Source organism: Arcicella aquatica (assembly GCF_034928825.1).
GTDB lineage: Bacteria > Bacteroidota > Bacteroidia > Cytophagales > Spirosomataceae > Arcicella > Arcicella aquatica.
The window spans coordinates 87,701-104,725 of the sequence record NZ_JAYFUL010000010.1 but is presented as its reverse complement, the minus strand read 5'-3'; the positions used below and the strand labels follow the sequence as shown (position 1 = coordinate 104,725).

Sequence of the window (17,025 nt, the reverse complement as noted above, 5' to 3'; positions counted from 1 at the left end):
CAGCTCAGCCGTGTGGCTGAGCTGTTTTGTTATTAATTAATAACCAGTATTTTGATACATTTTCACTGGATTTAATTTGTATTCGTCTGCAGGAATTGGGAATAAATAATCCTTCAAACCAAAGTTAGACACTTTAGCCGTTCCATAATCTGCCTGTGCTTTGCTTTGGATATATGAAACCAACTCAGTCGCTGTAAAGAAACGAAGTAAATCAAACCAACGGTGATGTTCAAATGCTAATTCAACTCTACGTTCATGAAGAATTGCCAATTTTAACGTTGGGTATCTTTTAGCGTAATCAGCATCGTTTTTCATTACTTCATACGTTGGCATTTTGGCTCTTTCACGTACTTGGTTTAAGTATTGAATAGCATTAGCTTCTTCTCCTAAATACATACTTACTTCTGCTAACATCAAAATTACATCTGCATACCTGATAATCGGCCAGTCGTTTCCACCTAAACCTGTAGCTCCTGCCAAAGCACTAGCATCTCTGAATTTAGTAATGTACCAATCTTTTACAGAAGCATCGTTGGCATATTTTATTGAGAAATCTTTACGTAAATCATTGGTTTCGTATTCTTTTACTAAATCAAGTTTTACATTTCCACCTACACCGCTACTTGGTTTTAATGAATTAATTGTTTCCCCTTTTGCTTGATTATTTGCCGCAATAGATGACGAATACGTTATGTCGCCTTGTTTGTTAACAATCTGGAAAATAATTTCTGGATTCGTTGACTTTTTATTTATATCAAACACATCTACATAAGGAATATCTTTCAAAGTCGTAAATGTTTTCATATTATAAGCTGCCGTTAAATACGTTTTTGCATTGGCTAAATTACTAGCTCGGTTAGCTTGGTCTAAAGTAGTAGCCATTGTTAAGTACACCTGTCCCAATAAAGCGTTCGCTGCTGCTTTTGACACTCTTCCTTTACCCGTAAGTGGCTGTTGATTAGGCAATCCACTTGCTACAGCCTCTTTCAAATCTGCAACAATTTGTTCATATACTTTTTCTTTTTTCTCACGGAAAGTATTAGCAACAATCTCATCAGAATTTAGTTGTTTAGTAACCAAAGGTACATCACCCCATTTTCTTACTAAATGAAAGTAAATCATCGCACGAACAAACTTTACTTCTGCATTGTAAATATCTTTATTGGCAACAGTGGTAAAGGTTACGTTATCAATATTTGAAGTAACCTGATTACAACGGGCAATTGTTTGATATAACGACAGCCAGTGGCTTTTTAAATACGTGTTACTTGGCAAAATAGAAAAATCATTGAACTGAAAAGGCTCCCCTGCGTTCGACTGGTTATCATTTCTACCAGCATCATCCGAACGTTCGTCGGTATAAAGTCCGCTGTTTTCACCAATATTATTTGAGCTACGAAGCGATTGGTACACACCATTGACTGCTAGAAGCACATCATTTTCTGTACGAAAATAATCAGAAGCAGCTACTGAGTTAGGGTCTGTTTGTAGGACAAAATCATCACTACAACTTGTAAGGGCTGTTGCCATTACAAGTAATACTATTAGTTTCTTTATCATTGTTATGAATATCGTTAAGGTGATTTTCGAGAAAGCATCACAAGAGATTACTTTCCTTGAAAATCAATTTAGAATGTCAATTTTGCACCAATATTATAAGCTCTCATCAAAGGATATTTTCCGTAATCAACACCTGGTGTAAGGTTCGCTCCGTCGTTATAATCAACTTCTGGGTTATAGCCTTTGTATTTAGTAATGGTAAATGCATTATCCACTCCTACATAAATTCTAGCATTTGATACTGATTTTTGTTTTCCTAACCATTGGGTTGGCAAAGTAAATCCTAAGGTAAGGTTAGTACAACGCAAGAAAGAGCCATCTTGTAAATAGAAACTTGAAAGACGTGTACTATTACTTTGTGTACCACCACGAGAAGCACGATATACCGAACCATCTCCAGGTTCTGTTTCTGAACGATAACGATTTGCTACCGAAGCATATTGATTACCAGAACCTTCCATGTTATAAACATAATAATCTTGACCGTCTAATACTTGGTTACCATAAGACCCATTGAAAGATGAACTTAAATCAAAGTTTTTATAGGTTGCTGATAACGCAAAGCCATAAGTAAATTTGGCATAAGGCGTACCAATCACCGTTTTATCTAAATCGTTTACTACTCCGTCACCATTAACATCTTCAAAATAAATATCCCCTGGCTTTAAAGTATTGCTGGATGCAGTTGAGCGAGCAGGACCTTTGATTTTATACCCTGCTGGGAAAGACTGTGTAGCCGTATTATACACTAAGTTATCAGCCGCTAAATTATCCATGTCCGACTGGCGAACCATTCCTTTTACCTTAAAACCATAGAACATACCTATTGGCTGACCTTGCTGTGTAATATGTGTTAAATACGAACGCTCAGCACCGTTAGTAATAATCGTGTTAGCACCACCAAGGTCTAATACTTCATTACGGTTGATTGAGATATTACCGCTTAAATTAACTCTTAAATCGCTGTTCTGAATGATACGTGTATCAATCTGCAAGTCTAACCCTTTATTCTGTACTTTAGAGTTTCTTAGGTTTGTTAACATCGTTGCAGCACCAGAAATCGCAGAAACGGGTTGATTAAACAATAAATCTGATGACTGACTGATATAATAGTTAGCCATTACAAAAATACGATTGTTGAATAAACCGATGTCTGTACCAAAGTTGAACTGAGAAGTAGATTCCCATCCTAAGCGTTGGTCACGAATGGTATTTGCATAAACAGCAGACTGAATGGTTCCATTGCCAAAAACAACTCCTGTGGGACTAGACATCGTTTGTAAATAATTATAGTTACCAATATTATTGTTACCACTTAATCCCCAGCTTGCACGTACTTTCACAGAAGTTTGCTCTCCGAATCTATCTGCATAGAAAGGTTCTTGAGAAAGATTCCAGCTAGCAGAAACAGAAGGGAAATTACCCCAACGATTCAAAGGACCAAAACGAGAAGAAGCGTCACGTCTAAAAGAAGCCGTTAAGAAATATCTATCTTTGTAATTATAAGCCACACGAGCTAAATATGAAAGTAAAGTAGCTGTTGATTTACCTGTGTTACTATTCAAGGTAAACAAGGTAGCATCTGCTCCTTTTCCAGTAATTTCCTCAATTCTATCATTCTGGAAACCCTTAGCTGTTACACTAATCACATCAATATCAAGCTCTTGGGCAGTATAACCTGCCAAAGCATTAATATTGTGATTTCCGAATTTACCATTATAATTCAAGGTAAACTCTGCCAATTTATCCATTTCAGATCTAGTCTGAGCAACAGCGTTAGCAGCAGCAATAGATTGCGCAGAACCTGGCGCATTAGCACCGTTACTCAAAGAGGTCGGTAAATAGAATTCATATTTTTCATTGTAAGTCTGTAAGCCTACATTTACTTTAGCAAATAAGCTTGGTACAATTTCATACGTAGCATTTCCACTAAAAGTACCACGAACACCTTTACGAGAAATATGTGTTTCAGTAGCCAATGCTACAGGGTTTTCTACCGATTGGTAAGCATACAATGCAGATTTAGCAGCCGCTTCATTTTTCTTTAAGCTTCCGTCTTCATTATAAGCAGCAAAAAATGGCATATAAATTAAAGCTCCAAGAATTGGTCCTTGATTGAAACGTCCTTCTTGTACTTCACGGTTTTCATTGGTAGTAACCGCTAAATTCCCTGCTACTCTTAGTTTTTTGCTTACCTGTCCGTCAATATTTGCACGGAAATTAATACGTTCCTGCTTGGTACTTTTAATAATACCAGGCTGGTTTAGATAACCACCACTGATAGCATAACGTGTTGAGCTATTTCCGCCTGAAAATGATAAATTATGACGTTGTGCTAGCGATGTCTGATAAAGTTCATTCTGCCAGTCAGTATCAATCTTTGGTTTAATCAATGTTTGTGTACCAAAATTATAGAATTCTTCAGGAATACTAACAGAAGAAGCATTTCCTACTTTAGCAACTCTGGTAGCGTTATCATCAGAGAACATCGCATCTGACCATGCTCTACCAGAATTCACGATTAAATCACGATAAGTATTGTTATGACCATCAATCAATAATTGCGCAAATTGTTCTGAGTTCAACAAATCTACTTTTTTACTTAACTGATTCAGACCATATTGTACATCATACTGAAACTGACCTGTACCTTCTTTTCCTCTTTTGGTAGTAATCAACACTACACCGCCTGAGGCTCTTGAACCATAAATCGCAGCCGAGGCAGCATCTTTTAAAATGTCGATTGATTCGATATCGTTTGGATTGATGAATAAATCATTTCCTACAGGATAGCCATCTACCACATAAAGTGGGTCTGAACTCGCATTGATTGACCCTACCCCACGAACACGAATTTTAGTACTTACATACGGTGCACCACTTACCTGTGAAACCTGCACCCCCGCTACTTTCCCTACTAAAGCCTGACCTACTGTTGGCGTACTAAGGTTTAATTCTTTAGCTTTTACACTTGAAATCGCTCCTGTTACATCACCTTTACGCACGGTTGAATAACCAATAGCTACCACTTCTTGTAACTCTTGTGAATTCTCGGTCAACTTAACATTGATTACCGCTGATTTTCCAACAAGTATTTCTTTGGATTCGTAGCCTACAAAAGAGAATACCAACGTTGTTCCTTCGTTCGCTGTAATTGAATATTTACCATTAGCATTTGTAACTGTTCCTTTTTTTGCCGTTTTATCAAAAACGTTTACGCCTGGCATCGCTTGCCCTATTTCATTCGTCACGGTTCCTGTTACAGGCACCGCCATTTGTCTCTGCTGTGTAAAAGCGTTTGCTTTTACCGACCCAATTACTTGAGAACCAGCCATTACAATTAACAGCAGGACTCTTAGCCATATCTGCTTTTGTAGTTGTTTTTGCATTTTAAATTGATTATTAATTGGAAACTAGGATTATATTCTTACCATTTTAAACTTGTCAGATGCACATTTGCTTTACGAGAAGAAGTAACAGCTATGCCTTTTTGGAGATTTTTAGTCAACGAGAAGCCTTCTAGCTCATCAGCTTTATCTACATCTATTACTTTTAATACTACTTCATGACCACTTTCTAAAGATTTTTCAAAATCCAAGAAAGTAAATCGCCAACGACGACCTTCTATTTGATTTTGAATTAATACCAACACCTTTTTTTCGGGTACCCACAGTAAGTTTTGAACAAAAGGGCTACAAGTAAATTTCTTATAAAGGACACCTTCTTCCGATGTCTTTTTAGCAGATTTTAGCGCTAACGGATTGTATAAACGTACTTCATTTTTTTTGTTACCATAATCGGCTGTAGCCACAAACCACTTGTTTTTGTATTGCACATATTCTGGTCGAGTTCCTTGAATACAAGCATCGTCGTCGATAGTATTCAATAGATTACCATCCAATGTTTTTGTTTTTTGCAAGCCTTCCCAATCCACTAAATAAATGACAGCCTTCCAGAGCGTCCCTTCTGGGTTCAGTCGAATGCTATTACCAATAAAAGTGGGTTGGTCTTTATGAAAAGCAATGCCTGTAGGATGATTGATGACGTCCTTCCCTTCTAAGCTTAATTTTATTTCTTTACCCGTGTAAGCAAGTGAATCATTGTGTAATACATATTCACGAATCATCCCTACTTCACGGTCGCCATAAATAAATGTTTTCTCATTTTGTATGCTGATACCTTGTCCAGCACCCAATGAATCTATAGTAAACTCTTTTCGAAGTGTTAGCTGAATATCTTTAGGCAACGTTTTTTGCGATAAAAAGCAAAAACTCAAAATACCTGAGAGGATGAGTCCACTCATTTCGATGATTGTTCTTTTCCTTTTCATGATGGGATGATAGTTGTGAGTTAGTGAATTGTAAGTTAGTGAATGAGTAATTTGTGATTGAGTGATTTAAAAAAGTACTATTTTATTTAATCACTCAATCACAAATTACTCATTCACTCATTATTCTATGGGTCAAGCGGTTCTAATGGATTAATTTGTAGGGCTTCAATAAGTGGATAAAATTCGGCTTCAGTTTCTGACAGACGTTTGCCTTTACGATAAGGCACATGATTTAATTCTTTTTCGCAACGTTTATCCAAATTCAATTCTTGGATATACATACTTTGTGATTTAGAAGTAGAAGTAATACAAGCTTTATCGAAAGGGATACCATAACGGAAAATCAAACGGGCTGTATTACGCATATTAGTGGTAGTGTGGCGTGCATGGGGTTCTACAATCACGGCATTGGCTGGTACATGAAGCTTCTCAACCATAAACTTTCTCATTTCTATGGCCTCATTATAAGGAGTTTTATAAGGATGAACATTCCCCCCCGAAACGACAACTAAGGGTGCTAATCCCTCAAAATAACGTAAAGCGGCTACTCTACAACGCAACATTCCTTCAGCACTTAAGGCAACCTTTGGCTCATCGGGACCGGCACCAGGCACTAAAATTAAAGCATATTGGTAGGCTTTCCAGTTGATAGTCTTGATACGCTCGAATGCTAATTTGTTTACAGTAGAAGCCATTGGTTCATAATCCGCCACTTGTTCACGTTCGTTAATTTCTAAGGAAAGTAAAGCGGACGTTAGAGAAGGCTCGAAAAACAAAGTTGCTTTTTTACTTTCTTCTTGAACAGTTGTGTGGAAATCACCAACTAATTGCGAATAGTTTTTATTACTAACCTTAAAACTGATAGAATCAATCGCTGGATAATTTGGTTTTTGTCCTTCTGTATAAACTCCAATCGTAAAATTGATGCCATGTGCATCTTGCTCCCACGCCTTAATAAGTTGTTCTTTAGCTGAAAGCTTTTGTGATAAAATATAAGTACCCGAAGGAATTAAATGATTCACCACAAGTTTCCCCAAAGCATTATTATCATTATACAATACGCCTAAACGACGACTAACTTCCTGAATATCAGCTTCACTTAATTTCATACTTTCGCTTAAGCAAAGGAATTTATTTTGGCATTGCTTAGAAGCCTGACTCAAAGTATGTAGCTTTTGCTGAGTGATTTTCTGTAAAGTAACATCTTTACTAAGCAATTGTTTTACCTCAGGAAGATTTTGGAAAAGTGTTAAGAGGTAATAATTTTTTGATTGAACAAAGCTTTTCCCATGTATCAATGTATAATTTACTTTCGCATTTTGGGCTTTTAATGCATGAACGCTACAAAATAATAGTCCCCAAAAGACTAAACTGTATATTTTTTTCATCAATTTGATAGTTATATAAATAAGTTATCTCTTCCGAAAAAGAGGTCACTTATTCATGTTTTTGGATAATAGTGTTATTAATGAAGTTGTCTTCTGTAAGGCATACTGTTTTAAAGCGTTGCGCACTTAACGTCGGAAGGTGTTATTGAAAAATGTCATCTTTCTGGAGCACTTTTATGTTGCAAAAGTACACTGGCTGTTTAACCTGAAAATAATTACAATAATATCTGTTTGTTAATAAAAATATAATTTTTGAATCATTTTATGATTAAATTGCACTAATTGGTGTATAGGTGCAAATCCTTCGTATTCAAGTGATTAGTAATTACTTTTTTTCAAAATATTCAGAAAATTTGCAATGTTAATAGTGTATTTGCTGTTAGTATAAAAACAAAACTCAAGGAAATTATCAATATGCCATTCACTTTTCAAGTAATTGCTCTTCTGTTAAACCTTTGTTTAGCAACACCTTCAGCACACAAAGCGAAAACAATCGCAGCAGTAGATGAAATCCAAACCCTCTATATTGATTGCCAACTTAATGGTGTTGTTAGCTACGATGCTTTTAAAGAATCGGTTGAAGGCGTTCATACTTTTCACCCTTCAAAACCCATCGTTACTATTGTAGATTTTTCTCTACCATCTAATGTGGAACGCTTTTTTGTGATTGACTTAGCAAAAAAGAAGTTGCTTTTTTCTTCCTTAGTAGCACATGGAAAAAAATCAGGTGATAATCTTGCTCGCTCATTTTCAAATAAAATAGACTCACATCAAAGTAGCTTGGGCTTTTATTTGGTTGGCAGTAAAATTACGAGTCCAAAACATGGTATGGCATTATTATTACATGGTTTACAAAAAGGAATTAACGATAATGCTCGTAGAAGAGAAATTATTATTCACGGAGCATCGTATGTAAGTCCTTCATTTGTTCACCAATTTGGTCGTCTGGGTCGAAGCTTCGGCTGTCCAGCATTGCCGAACGACTTAATCCCTAAAGTGGTGCCTGTATTGGCAAATGGAAGTTTACTATATATTCATAGTTAACAAGGTTGTTCATATTTGTAAATAGTAGATTTTTAACCGTGGTTAGCAATCTGCTATTCATCAACCTGTAATCTTATACTCCTATGCAGAAAACTAAAATCACATATCAGTTATTTTTAGTCTTGTTTGGTACTTTATTATTCCTTGTTGTAATGGAAGGATGTAATAAAAAGAAAAAGAAAAATAGAGGCGTTCTACCAGATTCAAGCATTTATCAGTCACAGAATTATAATGATTTATTACTAGATTCTTCCTCCATTACGGCTTTCCTTAAAACATTTTCTGTGTCAGATACCATCAAAGAGGAGATTAATGAATTTTATATACGACGTAATTACCAATTAGCTTGGATTAACAATAACGGCTTGTCGAATTCAGTCTCTACCTTTTATAATCAATTACAGAACTACCAAAAAGATTTCGCGGATAATAGCCTTGATAACAAACAGATGGAAGCGCTTATATTAGCCTTTCAAGCTGATGAGAAAGGATTCCTTGCTCAAAAAAATCAAGTCCAACAATTAGAATTATTACTGACGACAACTTTTTTCAAGTTTGCCGAAAAGGCTTATGGCGGTATCAATAAAAGTCCATACGACCTTGAATGGTTTATCCCTAGAAAAAAGAAAAACTATCAAGTATTGCTTGACTCATTGGTTTCGTTGGCTAAAGGCGAAAATATTCAAGAACCTGTGAATCAGTATTATTTGCGGTTGAAAGATAAGCTTAAACAATATAGAGTGATTCAAAAAAATGGTGGTTGGAAAAGCGTCGTTACTAGCAAAAAGAAAATAGCAGTAGGTGATAGCGATTCTTGTGTAGTAAATATCAAAGAGCATTTATTTCTGACAGGCGACCTCAGAGCAAATGATAAAACTATGCTGTATACGGATTCATTAGCCTATGCTGTAAAAAGATTTCAGCGAAGAATGGGACTACCACTAACAGCCAAAGTTGATCTTGCTACTATTAAAGAACTCAACCAAAGTGTCGATATTAGAATCAGACAAATCATGATTAATATGGAACGTCTAAGATGGGTTCCAGTAGAAATTGAAAGTGATAATTTGTTGATTAATATCCCAGAATTTAAACTCCATGTCATTGAAAAAGGCAAGCAAGTTTGGGAAATGAATGTGGTGGTAGGTAAAACAGCTAGTCAAACCAGTATTTTTAAAGGTAATTTATCGCAAATTGTATTAAATCCTTATTGGGGGGTTCCGACTAGCATCGTTCGTAATGAAATCTTGCCTAAGTTAAAGCAAAACACCTCTTATTTGTCCAGAAATCACATAGAAGTACTTTCTGGCAATAAGGTAGTTAATCCCAATTCAATCAATTGGCGAAAATATGAAGGAAATGTTCCTTTTAATTTCAGACAACTACCTGGAGATGATAATGCCCTTGGTAAAATAAAGTTTTTATTCCCTAATAATTTTAATATTTATTTGCATGACACTCCTTCAAAAGGATTATTCAATGAACCTAAAAGAGCATTTAGTCATGGTTGTATCCGTATATCACAGCCGCATAAATTAGCCCTTTATTTATTAAGAAATGACAAGGCTTGGAATAAAGAGCGAGTTGATAAAATACTGAAAACCGATAAGGAGTATGGCATTAAGGTTAGTCCAACGGTTCCTGTTTATATTGTTTATTTTACTTCGTGGGTAGATAATACTGGACAAATCAATTTTAGAAAAGATTTGTATGGTTTGGATGCCAAGCTTTCAAAAGAAATTTTTGGAGATAGTTAGAAACATGAGTCATCCCGAATTTTAAAATCATAAAAAAGTAGTCTAAAAACTAATTTCGACCGCTTTTTTATGATTGATGAACAACGAATTCCTACTGTTTGAGCGCTAGCGAGTTTAGGAATTCTTGATTTTCTTTTGTTACTTTTCTTTCATCAAGGAAAGAAAAGTAAGGACTAGACAATAAATGGAATTAGTTGATTTTTTGTATATCATGCGCACATACGTACATGCATGATAGTAAATTTTAACTAATTGGGTTTAATAATAAGTAGAAAACTTCTCAAATTGTCTCCAAAACGCACAATTTTAAGGGAAATTCGGGATGACTCATGTTTCTATACCTCTTCATTCTCTACACTTTTCTTTCGCCAGTAATTAGCTAAAATTGAGCCTGAGATATTCATCCACGGACTAAAAACGGCTGCTGGCAAGCCAACAGTACCAAGTTTGCCCATACCACCAGCTAAGCCAGAGGCCATTCCACCATTTTGTAAGCCTACTTCAAAAGCAATTGTTCTAGAAGAGTTTTTATCTAAGCCAAACAAGCGACTCAGCCAATAGCCAAAGAAATACCCTGAAGCATTATGAATCACGGAACTGATAAAAAGGAGGACTCCTACTTTCATCAAGTTATCTCGCCCTGCTGCCGTGGTTACTGTAGTAAAATAAATAATACCAAACATTGAAATATAAGGCATGATGGTATCAAGCTTTGGAAAATAATTAGCCGCTTGATGGTACAAAACACCAACCAGTATGGCTGCTAACAAGAAACTTAGTACTTCTAAAGACTGAAGAATTTCAGGAGGAAGCAGTGATGATACTAAAAAATGCCAAAGACCAAAGGGTAAAGCAATTAACCAAAGCGAGGAAATTACTACCATAATGTTTACTTTCTTTTTGCCTTCGTCTGAAGCCGTTTTTAAGTAATCATGTAATAAAGCCGCACTGATAGGGACAATAACGATTTTGATGATTTCCATCATCATATTGATAAAATGAATTTCTATTAATGTACCTGCTAATAGTTTCATGATTAAGGGTGTCAAAAACGGAGCAGCTAAAGTAGCCATTGCCGTTACTACAACCGATAAAACCAAATTTGCCTTGGCTAAATAAACCATCACATTGGATGCTAACCCACTTGAACATGACCCAATTAAAATAATTCCAGCAGCAATTTCTGGTTCAAAATCAAAGACTTTAGTAAGTAACCAACCCATAAAGGGCATGATAGAAAAATGACAAAGTAAACCAATCGCTACACCTTTGCCAGTAGAAGCCAATCCAGAAAAATCACGAATACTCATCTGAATGCCCATGCCAAACATTACAAACTGAATGATAATTAGTATAAGCCATTTGTTTCTTAAATCAATCGTTCCCCAATGTGTGAAGGCAGCAGGATAAACCATTCCTGCTACTACAGCGACGATAATCCATGCCGTATACTGATAACTTTTTAAAGCGGAAATGCTTCCCATTCCTAGGGTAAAACTTAGCACAGTCACTACAAGAGCTACTTTGCTGATTGCTGAATTTTCTTGTATAAACGTATATACCAAAATCAACAGAGTAATGGCACTGATTCCTAAAAGAAATTGCTGGATATTTTTCATCATCAAAGAATAGTAGCAAGGTGTTGAACAGCAATGATTGGACTCGCCAAGATGGGCACTTTTTTATCTGCTTCGTCTAACGTATCTACTACTCTTGCCATAGAAGCCTGCGCTAGCAAAATAACATCTACTTGATTGACTAATTCTTTTAAGGCTTTCGCTACAATCTCATCGTGTTTGGCTGAATCTCCACTCATTAACGCTTCAAATGCTCCTTCACATAATATTGAAACTAATTCTATTTCCTTTCCTGCTTTTTGAGCACGACGGACTACTAAATCACTAGTTGGGCCTAATGTAGTTGGTAACGTAGCTATTACGCCTATTTTCTTTCCAGTTTGAACAGCCAAATCAGCCATTGGTTGGTCAACTCTCAATACTGGAATACCCGTCAAGGCAGCAGAAGCTTCAACCGCAGAACCAATGGAAGAACAAGTAACCATGATAAAATCTGCCCCTGATGCTTCGGCCGAACCTACATAGTCGACCACTCTTCTAGCCACATCTGGTCTGAGTTCTCCATGTTTAATCACATTTTTAATTAAGCTATCATCTACAATATTAAATACCTGAATACCTGGCAAGTATTCATTACAAAGCTGTTGAAAAATAGGCACCAATGTTGCCGAAGTATGGATAAGACTTAATGTTTTTGTTTGCATTTTTATGTTGTTTTCTAAATTAGCAATTCATTATAATTTACCTTCTAATAAAATACCGAAGTATCGTTCATCACCTACTTGTCCTCCCTTAAAGTTGACCTCTATGTTATTAATAGAGGGATTTGCAGAACGAGCTTTGCACAATGGTGCACCAGCTACTAAGGGAACAAGCATTTCTACAGCTTCTATTTCCATGGCTCTTGCCGCATAGCTAGAAGTATCGCCCCCAGCAATTACTACTCTGCTAACATTGGTAGATTCTACTACTTTTTTGGCAATTAAGCCTAAGGCATTCCCTAATTTTTCTGAAGACAAAGTTGCCTTAACGTTTTCCTTACTTCCATTAGTATGCACAATCAAGTGTTGCCCTTGTTGAGCTATGTCGACTGCTTTTTGAATATATTCTTCAATTGGTAAAGCATCGATTTCGCTATCACAAATGATTTGAGCATCAATGATAATCTCTTTAAAGCCTTGTTCTAAAGCCCAAGAAATTTGTCTGGATGTAACAGGCGAACAACTTCCTGCAATTACTAATAATGGGTCAGCTTTTTCTAATGCTTGCCATGAAGTAACAGCTTGCAACATTTGAGTTTCATTCCAATACTTACCCAAAGCCATTTCTACGCCAGAAGAACCTACTGAAAATAACGGCTGTTCTTTATCGGCTAATTCATCTATTAGCCGACCGATATTCAAAAACTGGTCTTCGTACATGGCATCAATCAATACAACTTTTGATTGTTCATCCATTAGTTTTGCTAACCTTGTTGATAGTTCCTGAAAAGGTTTAGCTACTTGAAGGATATCCAATAATCCTATTTTTTTGTCTGTCTGCTTAGCTAGATGTAATCTTAAATCGCTTTCGTCAGCAGGCGTTACAGGGTGTTTAATCATAGCAGGGTGGCGGTCGAGCCTATAAATTTGCCCTGTACTACCAATGCCCATTCTAGCAAACAAATTACCAAAAGCACAATATCTTCCTAACGAGGGTGCCGCTACCAATAACGGAACACACGTATTTTGAAAAACAGCGATACCTACGTCAATGGCTTTTCCAATGCTTCCAGTTGTTGGGGAAGAATCGAACGTTGAGCAAACTTTATAATGTACGTGCTTTACTCCTAATTGCTTTAAGGCAGAAAATGTTGGCAAAAGTGTTGCTTCCATTTGTCTAGGCGACATAGAGCGAGACAAACCCGCCACGCCGATAGCATTCAAATCAGTATAAGCAGCCAATTGAGTAGCCGTTGGCGCATCAATAAATAGTGCCGTTTTTGCTCCTGCCTTACTCAAAAATTCTAGTGCATCAGTCGAGCCCGTAAAGTCATCGCCATAATATGCTAAAAGTAAATTATGATTGACCATCTTATTTTGTACCAAATTTTTCTACAGATTTAGCAAATTCAGGATATATTTTAGCGGCATCTTCAATCCCCAAACCATCAACTGCGGCTTGCCAAGCTTGTTGGAGTGCTGTTACGCCAGCAGCTGGCCCCATAGGGTGAGCTAAAATACCCCCGCCCGCCATGTATAGCAAATCGGTAGTTTGTGTGCGACGATAAGTTTCTGGAGCTTGTCCACCCCATTGTCCCGACGAAACTACTGGTAAAACAGAATATCCTCCTAACAAAGGCTTTAAGCAAGCTTTTATCGATTGAACCACAGAGTCATCGCTCTCCCAAAATTTATTCTGTATCCCATTTACATGCAGTTGGTCAACGCCAGCCAAACACCAAAGCTTTTGATAGGCAGTAAAGTCTATTCCTAATAATGGATGTCTGGTAAGCATTCCCCAACCATTTCTATGTCCATGAATTGCCAAAGTACCTTGGTCACATATCTTTTTAGTTCCTGCTAAGCCCACGCTGTTGATGCTAATCATCGCACAAGTTCCCCCTGCATTGACTACTTTTTCATAGCGTTCTAACATTTCATCTATTTCTCCACTGATATTGAAAGCGTACATAATTTTCTTGCCCGTTTTATCAGCGTGCTTGTTGATTACTTTCATTACCTCGTCAACTCGTTCATTAAAAGGAGAATTGGCCGTTGAAGAAAGCAATTCATCATCTTTGATAAAATCAATGCCTGCATTAGCGAGGGTTTCTACTAAAGTTGCCGTTTGCTGAGGCGTTAAGCCAACACTAGGTTTAATGATGGTTCCAATTAATGGACGATTTTGAACCCCAGTCAATTTTCTACAGCCTTCTATACCAAATTTGGGTCCTGAAAAATGATTAGCATAACTCGCTGGAATATCAATATCCATTAATTTCAACCCAGTAAATTGACGAATCTCGTATAAATTACCTTGTAGTGTGGAAATCAATACAGGTAAATTATATCCAAAATTCTCTATCGACCAAGAAACCTTGACGATAGCACGATGATATTGATTATTGGTACTTTCAGCCCCAGGAATAGCAGGCGTAGAAACTGTTTCTAAAAATTCAACAGATTCTACCCTTGCTGCAAATCGTTGTTTTAATTCCTCGGTTTCACCCGGTACTGCTGTAAAGGTGCCAGACGATTGTTCCCCTGCTAACACTGTTGCAGCGGCTTCTGGTGCAAAGGGTGTTTCTATAAAATATGTTGCTGTTATTCTTTCCATAAAAATTTTATCTACTTATTGGAATCCATACTTCCATTTCAGAATGCCCACGGTTACTCCAAGCATAATAGGGGATTAAACGTACCTTGGTTGAAACAGGAGCTTGTTCTGAAACCTCTCTGTATAGTTTATTAGTCCACGTATCTACACCATCAATAACTTTAGCTTCGCCTTCTAATGCGGTGATTGGACTATTTTCTATCGTCATTGAGGTTGTCTTCCATTTGCTTTTAGGAGAAATGGCTAGCGTATTTAATTTTAATTGACTATTATCAACTGACTCTAAACAATATACAATTGGTCCTCTTTTTACTGCTACTTGGTTTCTGATTTCTTCTGCCAAAGGATTAGCTTCAATTAATTTTACCGTCATAGGTAAAACAATCTCTATCTTATCAGCAACCGCCCATTTTCTATTTACTTCAACATACCTTCCTGCTTCAATTTTGCCTGTAAAAGGCTTACCATTAATCTTAATCGTCGCACCTTTACTCCATTCTGGTATTCTTACAAAAACTGAAAAAGCATTTTGTGGCACTTCTTTCAATGATATGCTAATATTTCCATCCCAAGGATAATTGGTCTCTTGAGTAAGGCTAATTTTTGAACCACCTTTTAAAGAAGTAGAAAGCGCATTAGCACCATACAAATTCAGCCATAATCCTTTCTCAGATATACTGTAGGCATAATTATTTATTTGGGCGATGGTTCTTACTGTATTTGGTGGACAGCAGTTTGATTTGCTGATATACTTTTGTCGACCACCCATCCAACGCAGTTGGTAAGGATAAGCATCAGAGGCACTCAGAGGATTGGTATAAAAAAACTTATCGCCATCTAAACTAATGCCCGACAAAATACTATTATACAATGCCAATTCCATTACATCTGCATACTTGGCATCGCTCGTGATTTGAAGCATTCGCCAGTTCCATAATAGATTCCCAATGTTGGCACAGGTTTCATTATGTGCTGAATGGTTGGGTAATTGATACGATTTACCATAAGATTGATGTACTTTCTGAACCGTATCAGGTTTATATGATGTTCCCTCTGGTGAAACACCATCGTACAAAGCGCCACAGCCTCCCGTAATGTACATTTTATGGTTAATGACATCGTCCCACATCAAATCTAACGTTGATAGTAAGGTACTATCTCCTGTTTCTGCAAAAATATCAGCCGCTCCTGCAAACAAATAGTTAGCTCTTACGGCATGACCAACTACTTTTTTCATTTGTCTGAACGGTACTCTATCTGAATTGTCGTCAGTGCCTTCTGAAAGCCCACGGATATTAATAAGCTTTTTAGCAAGTGTTAAATATTTTTGCTCACCCGTAGTTCTGTACATTTCAATAATACCCATGTAATGTGAGGGGCAAATAGCATTTCTTGCTTGCTCAGGACTTGCATTATTATAAAATCCTATCAGGAAGTCTGTCGCTTTTTTGGCTATATTTAGGAGCGTCGTTTTGCCTGTTACCCTATAATGTACACAAGCGGTAGTCATTAAATGTCCGAAATTGTAGGCTTCAAAGCTCAGTTTGTCATCAAACATTTTTTGCTCGCCTGTTTTCTTTTGTTGAATAATTGCCTTCGTGTAAATATATCCATCGGGCATTTGGGCTTTACCAATCACCTCAATGGCATGATCCATTAACTCATCCAATTTCTTGTCTTTCGTCGTGGCATACATACTCGCTACTGCTTCAAGGGTTTTATAAAAATCACCGTCATGAAACGATGGTCCTTTAAAAACACCATTCTCTAACCCTGCGGCTATTTCAAAGTTTTTGAAAGAATGACTTAGGTTAGCATCGGTATAGTTTTTCCATAAAGTTGGCACCATAGCCGAACGACAAACGGCAAAACGGTCTGCCCAAAAACCAGAAGTCCACGTTACATCGCCAAAATCAATGCTTTGTAATTTAGCATTCGGACTTTTAGAAGTATTCACCAAGCCTTTATTTTGTGCTTGCAAATGATAGAAAGAAATCATCACTATAAGTAATGTTCCCACTTTCTTGATTTTTCTCTTCATATTTCTTTAA

The 17,025-nt window shown here is 36.8% G+C and carries 11 protein-coding genes; 2 read left to right on the top strand and 9 right to left on the bottom strand.

Annotated features, from left to right (window positions below):
* Positions 1 to 36: 36 nt before the first annotated feature.
* The 4 genes from VB264_RS08615 to VB264_RS08600 all read right to left on the bottom strand — a co-directional run bounded on the left by VB264_RS08615 (position 37) and on the right by VB264_RS08600 (position 7,278).
* Entirely contained in the window at positions 37 to 1,560 is a 1,524-nt protein-coding gene (locus VB264_RS08615; protein WP_323248508.1) for a RagB/SusD family nutrient uptake outer membrane protein, read from the bottom strand.
* Positions 1,561 to 1,628: 68 nt separating this feature from the next.
* Positions 1,629 to 4,949, bottom strand: a complete 3,321-nt coding sequence (locus VB264_RS08610; protein ID WP_323248506.1) for a SusC/RagA family TonB-linked outer membrane protein — start codon at positions 4,947 to 4,949, stop codon at positions 1,629 to 1,631.
* Between the two features lie 38 nt (positions 4,950 to 4,987).
* Positions 4,988 to 5,890 carry a hypothetical protein gene (locus VB264_RS08605; protein WP_323248504.1) on the bottom strand — a complete coding sequence of 301 codons (903 nt, stop codon included), beginning with the start codon at positions 5,888 to 5,890 and terminating at the stop codon, positions 4,988 to 4,990.
* A 125-nt stretch (positions 5,891 to 6,015) separates the two neighbouring features.
* Positions 6,016 to 7,278, bottom strand: a complete 1,263-nt coding sequence (locus VB264_RS08600) for a YdcF family protein (protein WP_323248502.1) — start codon at positions 7,276 to 7,278, stop codon at positions 6,016 to 6,018.
* A 414-nt stretch (positions 7,279 to 7,692) separates the two neighbouring features.
* Here VB264_RS08600 and VB264_RS08595 point away from each other — a divergent pair, with 414 nt between their 5' ends.
* Positions 7,693 to 8,322, top strand: coding sequence for a murein L,D-transpeptidase catalytic domain family protein (locus VB264_RS08595; RefSeq protein ID WP_323248500.1), 630 nt, complete (start codon positions 7,693 to 7,695; stop codon positions 8,320 to 8,322).
* A gap of 83 nt (positions 8,323 to 8,405) precedes the next feature.
* Positions 8,406 to 10,079 (top strand): L,D-transpeptidase family protein, encoded by a 1,674-nt coding sequence (locus tag VB264_RS08590; RefSeq protein WP_323248498.1) that lies wholly within the window; start codon positions 8,406 to 8,408, stop codon positions 10,077 to 10,079.
* A 335-nt stretch (positions 10,080 to 10,414) separates the two neighbouring features.
* On the opposite strand, the gene VB264_RS08585 is transcribed toward VB264_RS08590, so the two are convergent.
* The 5 genes from VB264_RS08585 to VB264_RS08565 are packed head-to-tail and all read right to left on the bottom strand — an operon-like array spanning position 10,415 to position 17,015.
* The gene (locus VB264_RS08585) at positions 10,415 to 11,701 is read right to left on the bottom strand and encodes a bile acid:sodium symporter family protein (RefSeq protein WP_323248496.1); all 1,287 of its coding nucleotides are present in this window, start codon (positions 11,699 to 11,701) and stop codon (positions 10,415 to 10,417) included.
* Complete coding sequence (locus VB264_RS08580) at positions 11,701 to 12,360, bottom strand: aspartate/glutamate racemase family protein (protein ID WP_323248493.1); 660 nt, start codon at positions 12,358 to 12,360, stop codon at positions 11,701 to 11,703. The genes VB264_RS08585 and VB264_RS08580 overlap by 1 nt, the downstream gene beginning before the upstream one ends.
* Before the next feature lie 30 nt (positions 12,361 to 12,390).
* Complete coding sequence (locus VB264_RS08575) at positions 12,391 to 13,728, bottom strand: four-carbon acid sugar kinase family protein (protein WP_323248491.1); 1,338 nt, start codon at positions 13,726 to 13,728, stop codon at positions 12,391 to 12,393.
* Position 13,729: 1 nt separating this feature from the next.
* On the bottom strand, positions 13,730 to 14,974 hold the full coding sequence (locus VB264_RS08570; protein ID WP_323248490.1) for a ribulose-bisphosphate carboxylase large subunit family protein: 1,245 nt from the start codon (positions 14,972 to 14,974) through the stop codon (positions 13,730 to 13,732).
* A 7-nt stretch (positions 14,975 to 14,981) separates the two neighbouring features.
* Positions 14,982 to 17,015: an aceric acid hydrolase gene (locus tag VB264_RS08565; protein ID WP_323248488.1), complete on the bottom strand. Its 2,034-nt coding sequence runs from the start codon at positions 17,013 to 17,015 to the stop codon at positions 14,982 to 14,984.
* Between the last annotated feature and the right edge of the window lie 10 nt (positions 17,016 to 17,025).

What these genes read in the sequence shown, in the direction of transcription:
- VB264_RS08615 (WP_323248508.1), bottom strand. Translation starts at nt 1,560, where the DNA reads ATGATAAAGAAACTAATAGTATTACTTGTAATGGCAACAGCCCTTACA.
- VB264_RS08610 (WP_323248506.1), bottom strand. Translation starts at nt 4,949, where the DNA reads ATGCAAAAACAACTACAAAAGCAGATATGGCTAAGAGTCCTGCTGTTA.
- VB264_RS08605 (WP_323248504.1), bottom strand. Translation starts at nt 5,890, where the DNA reads ATGAAAAGGAAAAGAACAATCATCGAAATGAGTGGACTCATCCTCTCA.
- VB264_RS08600 (WP_323248502.1), bottom strand. Translation starts at nt 7,278, where the DNA reads ATGAAAAAAATATACAGTTTAGTCTTTTGGGGACTATTATTTTGTAGC.
- VB264_RS08595 (WP_323248500.1), top strand. Translation starts at nt 7,693, where the DNA reads ATGCCATTCACTTTTCAAGTAATTGCTCTTCTGTTAAACCTTTGTTTA.
- VB264_RS08590 (WP_323248498.1), top strand. Translation starts at nt 8,406, where the DNA reads ATGCAGAAAACTAAAATCACATATCAGTTATTTTTAGTCTTGTTTGGT.
- VB264_RS08585 (WP_323248496.1), bottom strand. Translation starts at nt 11,701, where the DNA reads ATGATGAAAAATATCCAGCAATTTCTTTTAGGAATCAGTGCCATTACT.
- VB264_RS08580 (WP_323248493.1), bottom strand. Translation starts at nt 12,360, where the DNA reads ATGCAAACAAAAACATTAAGTCTTATCCATACTTCGGCAACATTGGTG.
- VB264_RS08575 (WP_323248491.1), bottom strand. Translation starts at nt 13,728, where the DNA reads ATGGTCAATCATAATTTACTTTTAGCATATTATGGCGATGACTTTACG.
- VB264_RS08570 (WP_323248490.1), bottom strand. Translation starts at nt 14,974, where the DNA reads ATGGAAAGAATAACAGCAACATATTTTATAGAAACACCCTTTGCACCA.
- VB264_RS08565 (WP_323248488.1), bottom strand. Translation starts at nt 17,015, where the DNA reads ATGAAGAGAAAAATCAAGAAAGTGGGAACATTACTTATAGTGATGATT.